The sequence below is a fragment of the Kitasatospora sp. NPDC093806 genome (genome assembly GCF_040683335.1).
Lineage (GTDB): Bacteria > Actinomycetota > Actinomycetes > Streptomycetales > Streptomycetaceae > Kitasatospora.
Map to the genome: position 1 here is coordinate 27,920 of NZ_JBFBDO010000065.1, position 19,850 is coordinate 47,769.

Annotated in this window: 14 protein-coding genes; 6 read left to right on the forward strand and 8 right to left on the reverse strand. The window is 72.0% G+C overall.

Annotated elements, in window-relative coordinates:
* Positions 1-47 precede the first annotated feature (47 nt).
* Entirely contained in the window at positions 48-2,045 is a 1,998-nt protein-coding gene (locus tag AB0N76_RS26210; protein ID WP_363560944.1) for an aldehyde dehydrogenase family protein, read from the reverse strand.
* Positions 2,046-2,156: 111 nt separating this feature from the next.
* On the opposite strand from AB0N76_RS26210, the gene AB0N76_RS26215 reads away from it, so the two are divergent.
* Together AB0N76_RS26215 and AB0N76_RS26220 are read left to right on the forward strand one after the other, a co-directional pair.
* Positions 2,157-2,594, forward strand: a complete 438-nt coding sequence (locus tag AB0N76_RS26215) for a MarR family transcriptional regulator (protein ID WP_363560946.1) — start codon at positions 2,157-2,159, stop codon at positions 2,592-2,594.
* 229 nt (positions 2,595-2,823) lie between these two features.
* Positions 2,824-3,522 carry an SDR family oxidoreductase gene (locus AB0N76_RS26220; RefSeq protein WP_363560948.1) on the forward strand — a complete coding sequence of 233 codons (699 nt, stop codon included), beginning with the start codon at positions 2,824-2,826 and terminating at the stop codon, positions 3,520-3,522.
* Between the two features lie 26 nt (positions 3,523-3,548).
* Here the strand turns inward: AB0N76_RS26220 and AB0N76_RS26225 are convergent, their stop codons facing one another.
* The 4 genes from AB0N76_RS26225 to AB0N76_RS26240 all read right to left on the reverse strand — a co-directional run bounded on the left by AB0N76_RS26225 (position 3,549) and on the right by AB0N76_RS26240 (position 8,125).
* Positions 3,549-4,319 (reverse strand): alpha-ketoglutarate-dependent dioxygenase AlkB, encoded by a 771-nt coding sequence (locus AB0N76_RS26225; protein WP_363560950.1) that lies wholly within the window; start codon positions 4,317-4,319, stop codon positions 3,549-3,551.
* Positions 4,303-5,553 (reverse strand): hypothetical protein, encoded by a 1,251-nt coding sequence (locus tag AB0N76_RS26230; RefSeq protein WP_363560952.1) that lies wholly within the window; start codon positions 5,551-5,553, stop codon positions 4,303-4,305. The genes AB0N76_RS26225 and AB0N76_RS26230 overlap by 17 nt, the downstream gene beginning before the upstream one ends.
* Before the next feature lie 84 nt (positions 5,554-5,637).
* Positions 5,638-7,263, reverse strand: coding sequence for a metallophosphoesterase family protein (locus tag AB0N76_RS26235; protein ID WP_363560954.1), 1,626 nt, complete (start codon positions 7,261-7,263; stop codon positions 5,638-5,640).
* Between the two features lie 103 nt (positions 7,264-7,366).
* Positions 7,367-8,125: a VanZ family protein gene (locus AB0N76_RS26240; protein WP_363560956.1), complete on the reverse strand. Its 759-nt coding sequence runs from the start codon at positions 8,123-8,125 to the stop codon at positions 7,367-7,369.
* 130 nt (positions 8,126-8,255) lie between these two features.
* Here AB0N76_RS26240 and AB0N76_RS26245 point away from each other — a divergent pair, with 130 nt between their 5' ends.
* Complete coding sequence (locus AB0N76_RS26245; RefSeq protein ID WP_363560958.1) at positions 8,256-8,630, forward strand: hypothetical protein; 375 nt, start codon at positions 8,256-8,258, stop codon at positions 8,628-8,630.
* Positions 8,631-8,674: 44 nt separating this feature from the next.
* On the opposite strand, the gene rph is transcribed toward AB0N76_RS26245, so the two are convergent.
* From rph to AB0N76_RS26260, 3 genes are all read right to left on the reverse strand, one after another.
* Positions 8,675-11,299 (reverse strand): rifamycin-inactivating phosphotransferase, encoded by a 2,625-nt coding sequence (rph, locus tag AB0N76_RS26250; protein WP_363560960.1) that lies wholly within the window; start codon positions 11,297-11,299, stop codon positions 8,675-8,677.
* Positions 11,300-11,612: 313 nt separating this feature from the next.
* The gene (locus AB0N76_RS26255; protein ID WP_363560962.1) at positions 11,613-13,202 is read right to left on the reverse strand and encodes an alpha/beta hydrolase; all 1,590 of its coding nucleotides are present in this window, start codon (positions 13,200-13,202) and stop codon (positions 11,613-11,615) included.
* A 272-nt stretch (positions 13,203-13,474) separates the two neighbouring features.
* Positions 13,475-15,487: an alkyl sulfatase dimerization domain-containing protein gene (locus tag AB0N76_RS26260; protein WP_363560964.1), complete on the reverse strand. Its 2,013-nt coding sequence runs from the start codon at positions 15,485-15,487 to the stop codon at positions 13,475-13,477.
* A gap of 545 nt (positions 15,488-16,032) precedes the next feature.
* Here AB0N76_RS26260 and AB0N76_RS26265 point away from each other — a divergent pair.
* The 3 genes from AB0N76_RS26265 (at position 16,033) to AB0N76_RS26275 (ending at position 19,638) form a co-directional block, all read left to right on the forward strand.
* Positions 16,033-17,379, forward strand: a complete 1,347-nt coding sequence (locus tag AB0N76_RS26265) for a discoidin domain-containing protein (RefSeq protein WP_363560966.1) — start codon at positions 16,033-16,035, stop codon at positions 17,377-17,379.
* Between the two features lie 82 nt (positions 17,380-17,461).
* Complete coding sequence (locus AB0N76_RS26270; RefSeq protein ID WP_363560968.1) at positions 17,462-18,670, forward strand: MFS transporter; 1,209 nt, start codon at positions 17,462-17,464, stop codon at positions 18,668-18,670.
* A 17-nt stretch (positions 18,671-18,687) separates the two neighbouring features.
* Positions 18,688-19,638: a hypothetical protein gene (locus AB0N76_RS26275; RefSeq protein ID WP_363560970.1), complete on the forward strand. Its 951-nt coding sequence runs from the start codon at positions 18,688-18,690 to the stop codon at positions 19,636-19,638.
* The last annotated feature ends 212 nt before the right edge of the window (positions 19,639-19,850 follow it).

Sequence of the window (19,850 nt, forward strand, 5' to 3'; positions counted from 1 at the left end):
CGGGAGGGTGAGGGTTGGTGGGGGTGGTTCAGGACGCCGCCGCGGTCTCAGGCGAGCGGCTTGTCGAGGATCGCCTTGCTGTGGCTGAACGTGTCGATGGAGTACTCGCCGTGGTAGCGGCCCATGCCGCTCTCGCCGACGCCGCCGAACGGCAGCTCGGGGACCGCCAGGTGCGACACGGGGAGGCCGAAGACGAGCGCTCCGGAGGAGGTTTCCTCCGCCAGTCGCCGCTTGGTGTGCTCGGAGTCGGTGAAGGCGTACAGCGCCAGCGGCTTGTCGCGCTCGTTGATGAAGGCGATCGCCGCGTCGAGGTCGGGCACGGTGACGATCGGCAGGATCGGCCCGAAGATCTCCTCCCGCATGACGGCGGCCTCGGGCGGGACGTCGGCGAGCACGGTGGGCGCGAGGTAGCGGGCGGCGCGGTCGTGGCCGCCGCCGGTGACGACGCGTCCGTCGGCGAGCAGCGCGGTGAGCCGGTCGAAGTGGCGCTCGTTGACGATCCGGCCGTACTCGGGGGCGAGCGCCGGGTCGTCGCCGTAGGCCGCGTGGACGGCGGCGGCCAGTTCGGCCTCGAGTGTGGTGGCGGTGTCGCCGACGGCCAGGACGTAGTCGGGGGCGACGCAGGTCTGGCCGGCGTTGAGGAACTTGCCCCGGGCAATCCGTCGGGCGCTCACGGCCAGGTCGACGCCGGGCTCGACCACGACGGGGCTCTTGCCGCCGAGTTCGAGGGTGACGGGGGTGAGGTGCTTGGCGGCGGCGGCCATGACGATCCGCCCGACCGCGCCGTTGCCGGTGTAGAAGATGTGGTCGAAGCGCTGCTCCAGCAGGGCCGTGGTCTCCGGGACGGCGCCCTCGACGACGGCGACGGCCTGCGGGTCGAGGTAGCGGGGCAGCAGCCGGGCGATGGCCGCCGAGGTCGCCGGGGCCAGCTCGCTGGGCTTGACCACGGCGGTGTTGCCGGCCGCGAGGGCACCCACCAGCGGTGCGAGCGCCAGCTGGAGCGGGTAGTTCCACGGGGCGATGATCAGCACCACGCCGAGCGGGTCGCGGACGACCCGGGCCGCGGCGGGCAGGAAGGCGTCGGGCACGGCGGCGGGCTTCGGGCGCAGCCACTCCTCCAGGTGCTCCACCGTGTGGTCGAGCTCGTTGACGGTGAAGGCCACCTCGGTGCGGTACGCCTCGGCGGCGCCTTTGCCCAGGTCGGCGTTGAGCGCGGCCAGCAACGCGTCGGACTGCTCGGTCAGCAGTGAGCGCAGGGCCTGCAACTGGCCGAGGCGCCAGGCCGGCGGCTTGGTGCGGCCGGACCGGAACGTGGCGCGCAGCCGCTTCACGACGGTGCCGGCGTCGGTGGCGAGGGCCTCGACCAGGCGGTGCGCGAGCGCCGCGGAGGAGGCCGGATTCTGCCCGGTGTACAGGTTGCGGTCGACGACGGTGTGCGGGGTGAACGGGGCGGCCTCGGTGAAGTCGGCGCCCAGCTCGACCAGACGGTCCTGGACCAGCCACGCGGCGCCGGCGGCGAGGCCGACCGCGGCTTCCTCCGTGTTGGTGAACGCGGTCATGCGGTAGCCGGCGAACGGCCAGCTGCCGTCCGCGCGGCGCGCGGCGAGCAGCGCGGCCGGTGCGTGGCAGAGCACGCCGAGCGGCCTGCCCGCGTCGAGGGTGCGGGTGAGGATCCGGCCGGAGGCCTCGTCGACCGCGAGGTCCTCCATCGGACCGTGGCCGCCGGGGTAGAAGACCAGGTCGTAGGCGTCCGGGTCGATGTCCTCCAGCCGGGCGGGGGCGGTGAGCGAGGCCCGGATGGAGTCGAGGTACCCGGCGATGGCGTCGGCCCGCTCCCGGCCGCCGTTGACCTCGGCGCCCAGGCTGCCCTGGTCGACGGTGGCCGCGACACCGCCGGGGGTGGCGATGGTGATCTCGTAGCCGGCCTCGCGGAAGACGCGGTGCGGCTCGGCGAGCTCCTCGGCCCAGTAACCGGTCGGGTGGGTGGTGCCGTCGGCGAGGGTCCAGTGCGTGGCGCCGGTGACGACGAAGAGGGCGGCGGTCATAGTGGTGCTCCAGAGGAATTGAGGACCTCGATGGTTGAGGACCTCAAGTAATGGCTCAGACGGTAGTCACAATGGTTGAGGATGTCAACCAATACCGCCTACACTCGATCCATGACCAGCATCACCCCGCCTGCCGCGCCCACGTCCGTCGAGCTGATGGACCAGCTGGCCCAGACGGCGGCCGCGTACTACCGCAACTTCGCCACCGCGGCGGCGGCGCGCGGCCTCACCCTGATGCAGGGCAAGATGCTGAGCCTGCTCCGCCGTCCGATGCCCATGCGGAGCCTCGCCGACCTGCTCGCCTGCGACGCCTCCAACGTCACCGGCATCATCGACCGGCTGGAGGCGCGCGGCCTGGTCCGCCGCGAGGCCGACCCGGCGGACCGGCGGATCAAGCGGGTCACCCTGACCGAGGAGGGCGAGCGGACCGTCCAGGAGATCCGCGCCGAACTGCTGACCACCCTCAGCGGGCTGGACGACCTGGGAGAGCAGGACCGACGCACCTTCCAGCGCCTGCTGACCGGGATCTTCCCGGCCGGCGCGGCCTGACGCTGCGCCCCGGGAACGAGGCCGACCCGGTCCCGAGGACGCCCTCGGGACCAAGTCGTGGCCGGTCGGCGCTGGGGGAGCGGCTGGGTGGGAAGATCGCTGGGTATAGTGCAGGCGTTTCGGGGGGCCGACGCCGGGAGTTCGTCGACTTGACGCGTCGGCTCGCGTTCGCGGGCAGCCAGGACGCGGTGGGAGCCCCCGAGGACCACATCGCTCAGGAGGTCGTCCCATGGAACCCGTCACGCTGATCACCGGTGGCTCGACCGGAATCGGGGCCGCCACCGCCCGTGCCCTGCTCAAGGAGGGCCACCGGGTGGCCGTCACCGGACGTGACGCGGACAAGCTGGCCGCCTTCGCCGCTTCGGCCGGAGCCGGTGAGCGGCTGCTGACGATCACCGGCGACGCCGGCGACGAGCACGAGGTCGCGGCCGCCGTGCGCCGCGTGGTGGACGCGTGGGGGCGGCTGGACAACGTCATCGCCAACGCCGGCTTCTCACTGCCCGGCAACCTGGAGAGCCACGCCCCCGAGGACATGCGCGCCATGGTCCTCACCAACGTCCTGGGCCCGGCCCTGCTGGTGAGGGAGACCCTGCCGCACCTCCGGGAGTCCAAGGGCCGGATCGTGATCATCGGTTCGGTCGCCGGGGTGCGCCACACGCCCGGCAACCTGTACTCGGTCACCAAGTGGGCCGCGCACGCGCTGGCCGAGAACACCCGGCTGCTGGTCGGCAAGGACGGGATCGGCGTGACCGTCGTCGCCCCCGGGGTGGTGGACACCCCGTTCTGGAGCGAGCGCGGCGGCACCCCTGACGCCTCGCCGACGATGACTCCCGAGCAGATCGCGGGCACGATCGTCTTCGCCGTCAACCAGCCCGTGGGCGTGGACATCAACCACATCACCGTGCGTCCGACCGGCCAGCTCGGCTGACCCGGCGCTCCCAAGGCCCCTGGGGCTCAGACTGGCGGCAGCAGGTCGCTCGCGCTGATGGTGTAGGTCAGCGGGGGGTAGATGAAGTCCGTTTCGGTGTTCTCGCGGCGGCGCAGTCGGAAGAATTCGCCTTGCTGCTCCTCGTCGGCCGAAACGAGCCGCGTGCCCTGTGGGAGGTACGCGTGGCCGTCGTGGAATCGAAGGAAGGTTTTCGACGTTCGGAAAGTGATCCCGAGCCATTGGTTGTCCGCGGCCTGGCCGGGATTTTCGAGTATGATCTTGTGCCTGAGTCGCCGGTTTGAGGCGAGGGAGAATGCGACGACGCTGTTGTGGGCGAGGGGGATCTCGAACTTCTCGTCGCCGGGCTCCTTCGATTCGAAGACCAGCTTTCTCGGCGGATTCGCCTGGGGGTTCCGGTAGCAGGAGAAGGCGGCGATGAACGAATCCTCGGCCAGGTCGAGGGCTTGGTCGGAATGGCCGCCCATGGTGGTGTACGCGTTCGTGTAGTTCTCGATGAGGGCGTTGTTGAAGCCGACCGGAATCGCCGCGAGTTCTTGAATGCGCTGCGCCAGGCGATTGTGCACATCGCGGAATCGCTGGGCCGGGCTGCCGTAGCGAGTGGTGGTCCGGACGAGAGGCACGCCGTTCGCCTCGTCGGCCCTGGTGAGCACCGCGCCCCGGCGGCCCTTTCCGACGTCTTCCAGCCGGGCCGAGGCGGACAGTTCCGCGAAGAGGTTCTCCTCGGTCGGCAGGGCGCAGTAGAGGATCTCGTCCGAGAAGCTAGATCCGAGGGGCAAGGTAGTCTCCCGAGTTCATGCTGAAGAGGAGCTCGTCGCCGTAGTCGACGAAGGCGGAGGTCCGGTTCTCCTCGGCGTACAGCCTGCGCAGTTCGTCCATGCCGGCCGGCGTGGGCGGCCCCAGCTTCACCGGGTCTCCGGCGGCCGTTTTGAGGAACGTTTCGCCGTCCTTGTGAACGGCTTCGGCGCTCGAACAGCGGACCACGTAGCCCAGGCGGGTCGGGAGCGAGTCGGCGTCCAAGGCCGAGGGCCGGATCTCGTGGGTGTAGAGGCGATTCGTGGACAGCGGCATGAAGAACACGGAGCCGGGGTGCAGGGACAGGGTGAACTGCGGGGGGAGTGCGGACCCGAAGCCTTCTTCGGTCGGCTCCTTGAGTCGGAAGTGAAGTCTGGTCAGCCCGCTGGCACCCCGCAGGCCGTAGTCGAATTCGTCTTCGCCCAGGGGATGCAGATTGTCGAGCCCGTCATAGAAGGTGCAGAAGGCCATGATGCCGTTGACGGGCATGTCCTTGGTCTTGTCGGCATGGGCCGAGATCCTGGCTTTGGACTGCTTGCGCTCGGCCGTGGCGGCGGTGTTGTGGTAGATCTGGGCGAGCACGTGATTCAGCGGTGCCTGGTTCCGGAAGAGGGCGGCGGCCTCGCGGTTCAGCTCCTCGACGATGCCGTGGTCGGTCGGGCGGAATCCCTCGGTCGGGCCCGAGAGATTCGTGGAGCACCGGAGCAGGCGGAAATGCAGTTCGTCGCCGCTTCGCGTGACGGGCGTGAGGTAGATTCCGCTGCGGTGGGCCGTTCCGGGCTTGGTGGACTCCGTCAACGACTGGAACGCGTGCTCCGCGCGGATCCGTCCGAAATGATCGGCGGCGGGGTCGAAGAAGCGGCGGTAGTACACGCCGGCGCCGTGGACACGGGTGGGAACCCGGCCGAGGTTCACGAGGGTCCAGGGTCCGTCGGCCTCGTCGACCCTCTCGTGGTGACCGTGCGACAGTTCGCGGATCACGAACACCTGGGCCGCCGCACGCAGTTCGCGGCCGCTGATCCCCGACACATCACCGCACAGGTAGACGGTCTTCCGCGCGAGGTCCACCGAACCGGAGACGAGTTCCTCCGGGGTGACGGTGGATCCGAAGAAGTCCCGGACCAGGTCATGGGATCGCAACGTCGAGGGTGCGACCAGGACGTTGCCCGCGTCGTCGATCCGGGCTTCCGCCGGCCCCGTCGACCCCGTCGCGTCCATCAAGCCACACCTGCCATCGCCGATCCGTCCACAGCTGGCCCGTCCACAACTGACCCGCTCCATGAACTCCGGACGGTACCGGAGTCAGTCCCGGGCGTCGGAGCGGGGGCGTTCCAGGGTGAAGGTGTCCACCGGGGTGAGGTCGCCGTGCGGCCCGTCGAAGGTGTAGTAGGTGACCCGCATGCGCGTGCGTCCACCCCGGCGGTCGCCGGGGTCGACCTCGAAGGCGGCGAAGCCGTGGGTGTGCTCGCGGTCCTGGAAGGCGGCCCACGGGGCGTCCTCGGTGAGCCAGATCGACTCCCGGTACGGCATCCCCGGCTTCGGGTCCTCCAACCCGATGGCCACCCGGCCCAGAGGCTGCTCGAACAGGTCGTCCTGGGTGGTCGCGGCGTTGCCGCCGGCGCCGATGATCATGTGGACGGTGCCCCGGCCGGTGTCGGCCAGGTCCTTGTTGGTGCCGGTCGGCACCGGGGTGCGGGTGTCGTTGGGCAGGGTGCCGCGGACGGGATGGGAACGCTCGTAGTAGTGCTCGTGGCCGCTGAGCACCAGGTCGACCCCGTAGGAGTCGAACAGCGGGCCCCAGGCCTCCCGGATCCCGAGGTCGCTGCCGCTGCCGTGCTTGGAGCTGGAGATCATCGGGTGGTGCATGCAGACCACGATCCAGTCGATCGCCTGGCTGTCCCGGGCGGCCCTCAACTCCCGTTCGAGCCAGCGCCGCTGGGCTCCGCCGGAGTAGCCGCGCAGGTAGGTGTCGCCGCTGTTCTGGATCGCCACGTCGTCGTTCGCGAGGCTGATGACGCGCACCGAACCGGCGGTGAAGGCGTACCACATGCCCCGGGTCTCCTCGTCGAGGGAGGCCGCGGAGTCGGGCAGGGTGAAGTAGGTCTGGTAGCCGAGGGCGCCGAGCGGGCCGTTGCCGCCCTCGTTCTCGTGGTTGCCGACGCAGGGCATCCAGGGGCGCAGCCGGGTCGAGCGGCTGTTGTTGATGAACCAGTCCGCCCACGTCGCGGTGCGGCTCTGACCGTGCCGGCCGCTGTAGGAGGCGTAGCAGAGGTCGCCGTTGACGAGGTTGAACAGCGGGCCGACCCGTTCGACGGCCGCCACGATGTCGGCGGAGTGCGCGGTGCCGACCTGGCTGCTGGTGAACACCGGGTACTTGCCGAGCGGTCCGGGGACGCCGTCGGGGAACTTGACCTCGCGCCGGAGGTTGGGGGCGGCCTGGTCGCCGAAGCTGGTGAAGGTGAAGGGGACCCGGCCGCGCGGGGCGGTGGTGAACGACCCCATCTCGGGGTTGGCTCCGTCGTGGCCGGCCGCGTAGAGGTAGGTGGTGGCCGGGCGGAGTCCGGTCAGCCGGGCGTGGTGGACGTACACCTCGTCCTTGGAGAGCGAGTCCCGGTAGGTGCGGGTCTCGGCCTCCACCACCCGCCCGAGGCCGCCGTCCGGTGAGCCGATCCGGACGTGCGGACGGCGCACGGTCTGCGGGGTGATCCAGGAGACGACCATCTCGGACGAGGCGTCGGTGCCGAACTGCAGGTGCAGCCCGCTGACGCTGGGCGCACCGAGCCGGTGCGGTGTGGCTTGGAACAGCGGGCCGGTGTTCGGCTCCGCGTCCGGTGCGGCCTCGGCGCTCGGCGCGGGCGCGACGCCCGCCACCAGTGCGGCACCGGCGACCGACGAGCCCTTGAGGACCGACCTGCGCGCGATGGTCATCGAATCCCGCTCCCCCCGGATGGACTGCTGACGTCGCTGCACTCTAACTGCATGCACATGGCGAGTCGATCGTTTCGACAAGCTCCGCAGGCCGCCGCTCGCATCACGTCCGCTGCGAGGCGCTGACGCGGGGCCGGGGCCGGGGTCGGGGGCGCTCCGACGGTCCGTCGGCCGCCGCCCGCCACCGGCGGCGCGACGCGAGTGCCGCCAGCCCGGCGCCGGCGGTGTTGAGCAGCACGTCGTCCACCGAGGACACCCGGTCGAGCCACAGCACGTACTGCGCGGTCTCGACCAGGACCGAGCAGCCCGCCGCGAGCGCCAGGACCCGCGGGACCGACGCCAGGTGCGCGAACCGCACCGGCGCGAGGTACCCCAGTGCCGCGAACACCAGCAGGTTGCCGACGATCTGAACCGTCGCCGTCACCGGACTGCCCTCCGCCAGGATCGCGGCCAGGTCCCGCAGCGGCAGCAGGCTCACCCGGCGGGGTACGACACCGGCCCCGGCGCCGGGCAGCATGATCATCCAGACCCACGGCACCGTGCCGTAGACCATGCCGACCTCCGCCAGCGACCTGCGCCACGCCCACGCCGGCGCCGCGCCCGCGAGCCGCCGGCGACGGGCCAGACCCCACACCGCCAGCGCGGCCACCGGCAGTGCGGCCAGGGTCAGGAAGACCACGCCGTTGACCGTGCCGACCCACACCTGCCACCCGCCGCGCCGGTCGTGCAGCGGCCCACGTGCGGCGAAGGCGGCGACGGCGGCGACGGCCGGGACGCCGACCACCACCGGAAGGAGGAGCGCGACCCGGCGGCTTCGACGCGCCGGTGCCGACGGAGGTGCGGTGCGGTCCGTGGTTCCCATGAAGACCAACGACTCCCGTGACGCCGTATCCGGTTCCCGCCGGGCAGCCCCCGAACCGTCCGGCGGATAATGACCGGGACCGCCGGCCGATCACGCCCGCGGCACCGATCGACGGAGAGGCACGGAACGGATGTCCCTGAAGGAAGGCCGACGCGTCAGGCTGGCCGAGGACCTCGCGATCGGCGAGGCGGTCACCGGCGAACCCGGAACGGTCGTCGGGTTCCTCTCCCTCGCGGCCGGGATCGAGGGCACCGTCGAGCGGGTGGACGGGGAGGTCCCGCAGAGCGAGGAGGTCCGCGAGTACCCCCGGCTCAAGGCCCTGCTCGACGACTACGGGCACACCATGCCCGAGGCCAGCCGGACCCGGCTGGAAGGCCGGATCGCCGAACTCGAACCACTGTGGACCGCGCACCAGAACCAGGGCACCCGCCTGACCGTCCGAGTCCGCTGGGACAACGGCCTCGTCCTCGACCAGGCCCACCAGGACGTCCTCACCCCCCTGTGACCCCGGGCCCGCCCGCCACGGGCGGGCCCCCTCGACGGGGTCGGTCAGGGGAGGAGCTCGATGTAGCCGGCGGTGCCGTGGACGCGGATGCGCTGGCCTTCGCGGATCAGGTGGGTGGCCTGGGCCACGCCCACCACGGCCGGTAGGCCGTACTCCCGTGCGATCACGGCGCCGTGGGTCATCGAGCCGCCCACCTCCGCGACCAGGCCGGCGACGGCGACGAAGAGCGGGGACCAGCTGGGGTCCGTGTGGGTCGTGACCAGGATGTCGCCCGGTTCGAGGTCGGCCCGTGCCATGTCGAGGATGACGCGGGCCCTTCCCTCGACGGTGCCGGCGGAGACCGGTAGGCCGACCAGGGCGCCGGTGGGGACGTCGTCGCGTCGGTAGGTGCCGGAGACGGCCTCGCCGTCCGAGGTGAGCACCCGGGGCGGGGTGAGCGACTCGTACGAGCGGTGCGCCTCCTTGCGCGCCCGGATGAGCCGGCTGTCCACCTGCTCGGTGCGCACGGCGTCGTGGAACTCCTGGAACGTGAGGTAGAAGGCGTCCTCCGGCGCGCGGAGGACGCCGGCCCGCACGAGACGCTCGGCCTCCTTCAGCAGGGACTGCTTGTAGACGAAGTAGCGGCTGACGATGTTGTACTTCGGGTACTCCCGGTACCCGATGAAGGCCCGGACCTGGTCGATCATCCGTTTGGTCTCGTCGGCCTTCCGCTCGCCGTCCGGCAGGGTCCGCAGGCGCGACAGCACCTCCCGTTCCTTCCGCTGCGCCTCCTGCCGCCCCTGCTCGAAGCGCCGCTCGGCCGCGCCCGGCGTGAAGAGCCCGATGTTGTCGAGGAGGAGGGGCACCAGCGTGCCGGGGCGCTCGCGCCAGCGCGGCCTGGTGATGTCGATCTCGCCGACGCAGCGCATGCCGTACCGGTCGAGGTAGGCCTCGATGGCGTCGCGCGCCTCGGTTCCGCCCGGGAGCTTCGCCAACTCGTCGAGGAAGCCGTGGTCAGGGAAGCCCTCGTGCCGGACGTCCTGCAGGAACGCCACCACCGCCGGGTGCGGGCGGATCACGTCGGCGACGTCGAGGAGTGCCAATCCCATCTCCGACGTGACGTTGCCGGGGGCGGACAGCGTGAGCGTGTCGGCCGCGTTCTTCTCGCCCAGCCACTCCTGGAGCGAGTCGTTGAGCCACCAGGTGGCCTCCATCCCCGCCATGATCGCCCGCATGTTCAGCGGGTCGCCGAGGAGCCGCTTGTGCTCCTCGAAGGCGTCCAGCAGGAAGTCGAACAGCGCCGCCCCGCTCTTCGTCCGGATGTCGCGCTGCAGGGCGGCGAGCGACGCCCGGCTGCGCGCGATCAGCTCGCCGACGATGGCCGGATCGGCCTCGACCGGAGTGGAGGCGCCGGCGGCCGACGGCCTCGCGGGCCCTGCCGGACCCGCGTCCGGGAGCGACGGGATGAAGTCGCCGCGGTCGAGGACGGTCTCCAGCGCGTCCCGGACCAGCGGATCGCCTCGCCCCACGAGGTCCAGCAGGCCGGCCCGGCTCGCGGGCGAGCTCAGGCGCGCGGTGACGTCGACGAACAGCCTCCCGCCGGCCTCGTGCATCGGCGCCATCGCGGTCAGCTGCCACATGGACAGGCCCAGGGGCTTCATGGGGTCGGTCATCATCTGCTGATGGCCGACGGAGACGTAGACGTGGTTCTCCCGGTCGTCGGCCCGGGGGACGGGGAACAGCGTGGTGATCGGCCGGCTCTGAACGATCCGGAAGTCGTCGTCGATCAGGCACCATTCGATGTCCTGCGGGCGGCCGAGGTGCGCCGCGATCCGGTGCCCGAGCCGCACCAGCCGCACCACCTGGGCGTCGGTCAGCGCCGGCTGCTCCTGCCGTCGCGGGTCGACCGCCACCTCCCGCGTACCGCCGGCCGGCCGGGCCTGAAGGGCGCGCGGCTTGGTGGCGATCGTCCGGGCGATCACCTCGCCGTCGCGCACCTTGAAGACGTCCGGGTTCACCAGGCCGGAGACCAGGGCTTCGCCGAGGCCGAAGCCGGCGTCCACGGTGGCGACCTGCCGGTCGCCGGTGACGGGGTCGGCCGTGAACAGGACGCCGGCCGCGTCAGGGACGACCATCCGCTGCACCACCACGGCCATCCGGACCGTGCGGTGGTCGATGCCGTTGCGCTGGCGGTAGGCCACGGCCCGCTCGGTGAACAGCGAGGCCCAGCACCGGCTGACGTGCCGGAGGACCGCCGCCGGCCCGACGACGTTGAGGTAGGTGTCCTGCTGGCCGGCGAAGGAGGCCGTCGGCAGGTCCTCCGCCGTCGCGCTGGACCGGACGGCGCATGCGGCCCGCCCGCCGAGGCGGGCGAGCGCGTCCGTGACCGCCGCCGCGAGATCGTCCGGGACGGCGATCCCCTCGACGGTCCGACGGATCTCCGCGCTGAGCGCGCTGATCGCCGGCCGGTCGTCCGGGCTCAGGCGGGACAGCCGATCGAGCCGATCGTCGATCGACGGTGCCGCCACCGCCATGATCCGCCGGAAGGCGTCCGTCGTCACGCAGAAGCCGTCCGGCACGAGGGCGCCCTCGATCCGGGACAGCTCGCCGAGGTGCGCGGCCTTGCCGCCGACGGTCGCGACCTGCGTCCGGTCGACCTCTCGGAGGTCGCGCACGTACTGCCCGGTCATCGCGACACCTCCGAGGCGGCCGAGCCCCGGCGCACCGCACCGGCCGTTCCCACCGCTCCTCCGACGTCACCGCGTCCCCGGTACACCTGGTACGCCGACAACAACACCCGCACGTCGTGCCCTCATTTCCGCAGGTCGTGGCCTCGGCCAAGGATTCTGCGCCGTAACCGGGGGCCTTGCCGCAAGCCCCCCGGTCGGTTATACGTTGAGAGTGGCGGGCAGGGACGGACCTCCGACGATCACCTGACCCGGCGTCGCATCCCCGGCGTCGCATCCCCGGCGTCGCATCCCCGGTGTCGCGCCCCCGAGCCGGTCACCGTCCGCTGCGGCCGGAGGGCGGGGCGGCCGAGGTCGGCGCGTCCGCGGCCGCGTCCGGGGCGCAGGCGAGGTCGTGGGGCGGCAGCGCGCCGGTGCTCAGGAAGCGGTCGGCGGCGGTGACCGCGCAGGACGGTACCGAGCGGTCGTAGGCGCCGTGGTTGCCGCCGTCCACCGTGACCATCCGGGCCCGGTCGCCGAGCGTCGCCCGCATGGCCAGCGCGCCCACCAGCGGGGTGGCCGGGTCCCGCGCGGTCTGCAGCAGCAGGATGTTGGCGGGGCCCCGGTCGGTGATCCGGACGGCGGGCTCCACCGGGGCCGGCCAGAACGCGCAGGGCCAGATGTTGGCGCCCATGCCGGCCACGATCGGGTTGCGCTGCCGGCTCTCGGTGACGTTGCGCTGGTAGCGGCCGAGGTCGCGCGGTGCCGGGGTGTCGCCGCAGAGCACCGCCGTCAGCGCGGCCACGTCGTTGTCGTCCGGGATGCCCGGCGTGCCCTTGGTCAGCCACCAGTACGGGACCGGACCGGCGCCGTCGTCGGCGAGGAAGCGCCACCAGTCGGCGATCTCCTGGAACAGCGCGGTGTGGTACGAGTCCAGCCGGTAGAGCGTGCGCCACAGGTTCCCGTCGACCGGCCCGGCCACCGGGTGGTTCACCGGTGCCCGGTCCAGCTTCGCCGCCAGGGCCAGGTAGTTGGCGCGGACGGCCGCCGGGGTGGCGCCGAACCGCAGGGTGGCGTCGCGCTCGGCCGCCCAGGCGGCGAAGTCCTCGAAGCGCAGCTCGCCGGCGTGGTCCCAGGTGGCGAGCCGGTCCTGCCAGGTGACGTTCGGGCTGACGTTGCCGTCCAGCACGAAGCGGTCCGTCCGCCCCGGGAACAGCTCGGCGTAGACGACGCCCAGGTAGGTGCCGTAGGACGCGGCGCGGTAGGAGATCTTCGGCTCGCCGAGCGCGGCCCGGACGCGGTCCAGGTCGCGCGCCGTGTCGGCGGTGGTGAGGTGACGGATCCAGTCGCCGTTGCGGGCCAGGCAGTCGCGCGCCAGGTCGCGGGCGAAGCGCACGTTGGGGGCGATCGAGCCGTCCGGCGCCGGGTACGGGAAGACCAGTTCGTAGGGCACCTCGGCGGCCGTCCGGCCGCAGCTGACCGGCGTGCTGCGGCCGACGCCGCGCGGGTCGAAGCTCACCAGGTCGTACCGGTCCAGCACCTCCCGCGGGTAGCCGGCCTCCTGGGCGCTGGGCAGGTGCAGGCTGGCGATCCCCGGGCCGCCGCCGTTGTGCACCAGGATCCCGCGCCGCAGGCCCGGCTTGGCGGTGGGGAGCCGGGACACCGCGATCTCGATGGTCCGCCCGCGGGGCGCCCGGTAGTCCAGCGGCACCTTCAGGGTGGTGCAGCGCAGCCGCGGGTCCACCGGTGCGCCGGACGGGTCGGCCGGGCAGTCCGTCCACACCAGGCGCTGGGGCGACGGCGCCGGGACCGCTTCGGCCGCGCCGACGCCGGCGGTCGTCCCGGCGAGGGCCAGCGCGAGCGCGGCACCGAGGGTCCTGAGCGGACCGGCCGGTCCGGGTCTTGGTGCTGTGGGCCTCGTCGCCATGGGCCTGGTCAGTCTGGGTCTCGTCAACATAGGTCTGGACCATAGGGAGGGATCGGCCCGGTGTCATCCCCCCGCGGGGGTACCGGCACCGAAACCCAACCCCGCACCCCCGGAGCCTCGTTCACCCCGTACCGCGACCTGATCGCCCCGCACCATGGGCTTCGCGCGCGCCAGTCGGCGGCGGCCGGCCGCCGGCCGAGGTGGGGCCGGTCCGGCCGGGCTGATCAGCCCGACCGGACCGGCCCCGTGCGGAGGTCCGCACGCCGCGGCGGTCAGGGGGTGGTGAGGCCGAACCAGTACTCGAAGGTATCGAGGAGGGCGTCGAACCGGTTGAGCGGGTCGATGGTGCCGCTGGTGACGGTCAGGGAGCCGTCGGCGAGCAGCTGCTCGGGGGTGGCGGCGGCGATGGCGAGCCGGTTGAGGCCGTCACGGGTGATGCCGTAGACGGCGTCGGTGGTGGCGGCTTCGAGGGTGCCCGGGTACTGGACGAGGACGCCGTTGCGCACGCGCAGGGTGTAGCTGGTGGGGTCGCCCGGGATCCCGTCGGAGACGGTGAGGCCGATGGTCAGGGGCTGTGCGGCGGCGTTCGGTCCGTTGAGGCGGATGCCGAGGTAGTCGAAGAGCATCTCCAGCGGCATCGCGGCCAGCACCGGCGGGGTGATGATCTGCGGCGAGGGCAGGGTGACGGGGCTGTCGGCCGGGCGTACGCGCAGTTCGTTGGCGGCGGCGAGGTAGAAGTTGCGCCAGGGACCGCTCTCGGCCTGGTAGCCGAGCTGTTCGAGGACGTCGGCCTGGAGGCCGCGGGCGCCGGTGTCCGTGGGGTCGGCGAAGACCACGTGGGTGAGAAGCTCGGCGGCGAACCGGTAGTCCTGCGCGCTCTTGGCGTTCTCGAAGGTCGTCCGGGCGATGTCCACGACCTTGTCCGCGCCGCCGAAGGCCTCGACGTACCGGGCGCCGGCCTCCTCCGGGGGCAGGGTGTGCAGGTGCGCGGCGTTGCCGTCGTACCAGCCGAGGTAGCGCTGGTAGACGGCCTTGGAGTCGTGGTTGACGGTGCCGTAGTAGCCGCGGTTGAACCACTGCCCGGCCAGCGACTCCGGCACGGCGCTGTCGAGCTCCTCGCCGATCTCCGTCATGGTCCGGCCGTGGTTGGCCAGGCGCAGCGACTGGTCGTGCAGGTAGCGGTAGAGGTCGGCCTGCGAGGTCAGGAACGAACGGATCGTCTGCGGGTCCTCCTCGCTGTTCCAGCGGGGCCAGAAGTGGGAGGCGAAGAGGGAGTCGGAGCGGTCGGCGTACCAGTCGGCGGACTGGATCAGGAACTCCGACCAGGCCTTGGCGTCACGGACCTGGGCGCCGCGCAGGCTGTAGAGGTTGTGGAGGGTGGGGGTGGCGTTCTCGGCCATGCACAGGGAGCGGATGTCGGGGAGGTAGAAGTTGAGTTCGGCCGGGGCCTCGGTGCCGGGGGTGAGCTGGAACTCGATGTTCACCGGTCCGAAGGTGTGGACGACGTTGCGCTCGGCGGTGTCGGCGGTGTCGGAGGTGATGGTGACGGTCGGGGCGAGCAGTCCCGAGGTGCCCAGGGAGTTGGCCTTGCCGAGGCCGGCGTCCACCTGTCCCTGCGCGGAGCGCTCCAGCAGGGAGCCGTACATGAACTGGGCGCGGCGCTGCATGGCGTTGCCCGCGTAGACGTTCTCGCTGACGGCGTGCTCCAGGAAGCCGTCGGGGGCGATGATCGCGACGCCTTCGGGCAGGGTCCGGTCGTCCCACAGGCCCAGGACGCCGCCGTAGTGGTCGACGTGGGAGTGGGTGAAGATCACCGCGCAGATGACCCGGTCGTCGCCCCGGTGCTCGCGGTAGAGCGCGAGTGCGGCGGCGGCGGTCTCCTCGCTGATGAGGGGGTCCACGACGACGATCTCCCGGGAGGCGCCGGTGGGGTCCTCCAGGAAGGTGATGTTGGACAGGTCCAGGCCCCGGACCTGGTAGACGGCGTTCTCGACGACCTCGAACAGACCCGCGTTCATGTTCAGCACGGCGTTGCGCCACAGGCTCGGGTTGACGGTGTCCGGAGCCTCGCCGGTGAGGAACTGGAACGGCGCCAGCGACCAGGCCGGCACCGGGCCGCCACCCTCCTTCTCGACGGTGAAGTCGGCGGGCAGGGCGGCGACCAGACCACGGGCGGCGAACGCGGCCTCCGCGTCCGTGGCCGGGTCGGGAACCACGACGGCGGCGTTCAGGTCCCTGGTCAGAGCGGTGGCGGGCTGGGTCTGGGCACGATCGGGAGGAGTCACGGGCGTTCCACGCCTTTCTCGTCGGCTGGGCAGGCAACCGGGTACGGCACGCGCGAAGGCCGGGGTGAGGGGCGCGCGGGAGCGCGCCGGGGCATGGCGAGCGGACCGGTCCCACCCCGGACCGAGAACACGATCCGTAGCGATCCGCATGCACACAGTATGGGCTCGGTGATGGCGCCTGAAGGCTCGTTCCGGACAATCCACCTGGCGGAAACCGGTCGCCGGCCGGTTCGCCCGGACGCGTCGAACGCGGCGGCCCGGCGCGGGCGGTGAGTCGAAGTCAGGGGCGCCCAACTATTGGAAGGTAACTTTACTTTCTACTACGCTGTGGCTCGGCGGCTTGGCGCGGCGCCCGCTTCCGGTGGGGCGTGACGCGCTCAGTGAGAGCTCTGACCCGGCCGCCGCGGTGACGCGGTCGCCGCTTTCCCGGTGAGCTCGTGTGGTGTGGACCGGTGTCCAGCTCTCGCCGTCTCTCAAGGTCATGGAGTCCAGGGATGCGTCTGAGTGTCTCGGCAAGGCCTGTTCGTGTCGGAATCCTCGCCGCCGTGCTCGCGTTGCTCGGCGGCCTGTTACTCGGTTGGTCCGGCCCCGCGGGGGCGGCGGCCGATCCGCTGATCTCGCAGGGGAAGGCCGCGACGGCCTCCTCCACCGAGGGATCGTCGTACGCGGCGGGGAAGGCGTTCGACGGGAGCACGTCCACGCGGTGGGCGAGCGAGGAGGGGAAGGACCCGCAGTGGCTGCGGGTCGACCTCGGGGGGAACGCCACCATCTCCCGGGTGAAGCTGAGTTGGGAGGCCGCCTACGCGAAGGCGTACCGGCTGGAGGTGTCGGCCGACGGGGTCGTCTGGACGACGGCGGCGGAGGAGAAGGCCGGGAACGGCGGCACCGACGACTGGCCGGCGCTGACCGCCAAGGGCCGCTACGTCCGGATGTACGGGACGGCGCGCGGGACTTCGTACGGCTACTCGCTGTTCGAGATGCAGGTGTTCGGGGTGCCGGACGGCACGCCGACACCGACGCCGACCGGCCCCACGCCCACCGGCCCGACGCCGACCGGTCCCACCCCCACTCCCACCGCCACCACGCCGGGCGGGGCGTTCACCGTGGTCGCGGCGGGTGACATCGCCGCCCAGTGCACCGCCTCGGACAGCGGCTGCGCCCACCCGAAGACCGCCGCGCTGGCCCAGCAGATCAACCCGAAGTTCTACCTGACGATGGGCGACAACCAGTACGACGACGCCCGGTTGTCGGACTTCAAGAACTACTACGACAAGAGCTGGGGCGCGTTCAAGGCCAAGACCCACCCGGTCCCGGGCAACCACGAGACCTACGACCCGGCCGGATCGCTGGCCGGCTACAAGTCGTACTTCGGCAGCATCGCCTACCCGCAGGGCAAGAGCTGGTACAGCTTCGACGAGGGCAACTGGCACTTCGTCGCGCTGGACTCCAACGCCTTCGACCAGAGCGCCCAGATCGACTGGCTGAAGGCCGACCTGGCGGCCAACGCCAAGAAGTGCGTCGCCGCCTACTGGCACCACCCGCTGTACTCCTCGGGCGGGCACGGCAACGACCCGGTCTCCCGGCCGGTTTGGAAGATCCTCTACGGGGCCAAGGCCGACCTGGTGCTGAACGGGCACGACCACCACTACGAGCGGTTCGCCCCGCAGGACCCGGACGGCAAGGCGACGGCGGACGGGATCGTCGAGATCGTCGGCGGGATGGGCGGCGCCGAGCCCTACCCGATCGAGCAGGTCCAGCCGAACAGCCAGAAGCGGATCAGCGGTGAATACGGCGTGCTGAAGCTGGACTTCACCGACACCGGCTACGGCTGGAGCTACGTCGGAACGGACGGCCAGGTCAAGGACAGCAGCCCGAAGTACAGCTGCCACTGATGATGTACCTGGCCACCACCGGCCGCCGACCGGACGCGCCGCCCCGCCCCCCGGGGCGGGGCGGCGCGTCCCCGGCACGGTCATCGCGCTCGGCGCGGTCAGCCTGGTCACCGACGTCTCCTCGGAGATGGTCACCGCCGTGCTGCCGCTCTACCTGGTGCTGGGGCTCGGCCTCTCGCCACTCCAATTCGGCTTCCTCGACGGCCTGTTCAACGGCGCCACCGCGTTGGTCCGGCTGCTCGGCGGCACGCTCGCCGACCGCGGCGGCGGCCGGCACCGCACGGTCGCCGGGGCCGGCTACCTGCTGTCGGCGCTCTCGCGGCTCGGGCTGCTGCTGGCCGGCGGCGCGGCCGGAGGGATCGCCGCCGCGCTGGCCGCCGACCGGCTCGGCAAGGGCGTACGGACCGCCCCGCGCGACGCGCTGATCTCGCTCAGCGCCCCGCCGGGGGAGCTCGGCCGGGCCTTCGGCGTGCACCGGGCGATGGACACCACGGGGGCACTGCTCGGACCGCTGGTCGCGTTCGCGGTGCTGTGGGCGACGGTGGACGCGTACGACGCGGTGTTCGTGGTGAGCTTCGCCATCGGACTGCTCGGCGTGCTGGTGCTGGTCCTCTTCGTCCCGGCGGGCGTGCCGGCGGGCGTCCCGGCCGACGTTCGAAGCCCGATCGGACCGAAGCCGATCGGGCAGCGGAAGAGGAGGAAGGTCCTCGGCGACCCGGCGTTCCGGCGGGTCGTCACGGCCGCCGCACTGCTGGGAGCCGCGACGATCGGCGACTCCTTCCTCTACCTGCTGCTCCAGCGCGGCCTGGACCTGCAACCCCTGTACTTCCCGCTGCTGCCGCTCGGCGCCGCGGCCGGCTACCTGCTGCTGGCCGTGCCGCTGGGCCGGATCGCGGACCGGATCGGGCGGCGCACCCCCTTCCTCTGCGGGCACGGGGCGCTGCTCGCGGCCTACCTCACCCTGCTCGCCCCGCCGCAGTGGCCGACCGCCGCACTCGTCCTGCTGCTCCTGGCCGTCTTCTACGCCTCCACCGACGGCGTGCTGATGGCGCTCGCCGGGCCCGCCCTGCCGGTCGACGGCCGAGCGAGCGGACTCGCCGTCCTGCAGACCGGCCAGGCCCTGGCCCGGCTGGTCGGCGCGGCCGGCTTCGGTGCGGCCTGGACGTGGTGGGGTTCGCGCCCGGCCCTGGCGCTGGCCGCCCTCGCGCTGGCCGCCGCACTCCTCGCCGCCTGGCGGGTCCTGCCGGCGAAGGAGACGGAGATGGACGACAAGGAGGGGACCAGCTCGTGAAGGCGCGCTCGTTGATCATGATCGCCGCCGCCCTGGTGCTGCTGGGCGGCTCGCTGGGCTACGTGCTGCACGCGCGGCAGCGCGACGGCGGCCCGCGCCTCGTCGCCGCGGCGAGCACGTTCACCCTGGACGAGCCCGGGCTCTACTACCGGGACACCGCCACCGGCCGGGTCGCCCGCAGCCCGGGCACACCGGACGGCCCGTCCTGCGTCCGCTTCTACGCCGCCGGCGACCGCGCCCTCTGCCTGCGCGCGCTGCCCGGCACCCCGGCCCGCACCCAGGCGGTGGTCTACGACCGGAAGTTCACCGAGCTCCAGACGGTGACGGTCCCCGGGATCCCGAACCGGGCCCGGGTGTCGGCCTCCGGGTACCTGCTCTCCTGGACCACCTTCGCGGTCGGGGACTCCTACGCGCAGGGCACCTTCTCCACCCGGACGTCGATCCTCGACCTGCGCACCGGCTACCTGGTCAAGTCGATCGAGTCCATCCCGCTGACCGTCGACGGCACCCGCTACTACGCCGCCGACGTCAACTACTGGGGCGTCGGCTTCGCCGCCGACGACAACCGGTTCTACGCCACCGTCTCGACCGGCGGCCGGACCCACCTCGTCGAGGGCGACCTCAAGGCATGGTCCGCCCGCACCCTGCGGGAGAACGTGGAGTGCCCCTCGCTCTCGCCGGACGGCACCCGGATCGCCTTCAAGAAGAAGGTCTCCGCCGACCCGGCTGCGCCCTGGCGCCTTCACGTCCTGGAGCTGGACGGGCTGCGCGAGCACCCGCTGGCCGAGTCGCGCAGCGTGGACGACCAGGCGGCCTGGCTCGACGGCCGGACCATCGGTTACGCGCTGCCGGCGAAGGAGGGGAAGGGCAGCGACGTCTGGAGCGTCCCGGCGGACGGCAGCGGGACACCGCAGCTGTTGGTACCCGGCGGCTCGTCGCCGGCGGCCGTCACGGCGGCGGCGCAGTGAATTTGTTGTGGGGCACGGATTGGGAGTACTGTCTCCCAGTCGCAAGAAGACGCCAGCAGGTCGGGCGAATGAAGCGCCGGAAACGGCACGGAAAACGTCTGATAAGCTGGAGAAACAAACGAAGCGCCCGGAGGGCCGGTGTGAAAGCCGCCTGAAGGAAGCGTCCGTTCCTTGAGAACTCAACAGCGTGCCAAAAGTCAACGCCAGATATG

What these genes read in the sequence shown, in the direction of transcription:
- AB0N76_RS26210 (WP_363560944.1), bottom strand. Translation starts at nt 2,045, where the DNA reads ATGACCGCCGCCCTCTTCGTCGTCACCGGCGCCACGCACTGGACCCTC.
- AB0N76_RS26215 (WP_363560946.1), top strand. Translation starts at nt 2,157, where the DNA reads ATGACCAGCATCACCCCGCCTGCCGCGCCCACGTCCGTCGAGCTGATG.
- AB0N76_RS26220 (WP_363560948.1), top strand. Translation starts at nt 2,824, where the DNA reads ATGGAACCCGTCACGCTGATCACCGGTGGCTCGACCGGAATCGGGGCC.
- AB0N76_RS26230 (WP_363560952.1), bottom strand. Translation starts at nt 5,553, where the DNA reads ATGGACGCGACGGGGTCGACGGGGCCGGCGGAAGCCCGGATCGACGAC.
- AB0N76_RS26235 (WP_363560954.1), bottom strand. Translation starts at nt 7,263, where the DNA reads ATGACCATCGCGCGCAGGTCGGTCCTCAAGGGCTCGTCGGTCGCCGGT.
- AB0N76_RS26240 (WP_363560956.1), bottom strand. Translation starts at nt 8,125, where the DNA reads ATGGGAACCACGGACCGCACCGCACCTCCGTCGGCACCGGCGCGTCGA.
- AB0N76_RS26245 (WP_363560958.1), top strand. Translation starts at nt 8,256, where the DNA reads ATGTCCCTGAAGGAAGGCCGACGCGTCAGGCTGGCCGAGGACCTCGCG.
- rph (WP_363560960.1), bottom strand. Translation starts at nt 11,299, where the DNA reads ATGACCGGGCAGTACGTGCGCGACCTCCGAGAGGTCGACCGGACGCAG.
- AB0N76_RS26255 (WP_363560962.1), bottom strand. Translation starts at nt 13,202, where the DNA reads ATGGCGACGAGGCCCACAGCACCAAGACCCGGACCGGCCGGTCCGCTC.
- AB0N76_RS26275 (WP_363560970.1), top strand. Translation starts at nt 18,688, where the DNA reads ATGATCGCCGCCGCCCTGGTGCTGCTGGGCGGCTCGCTGGGCTACGTG.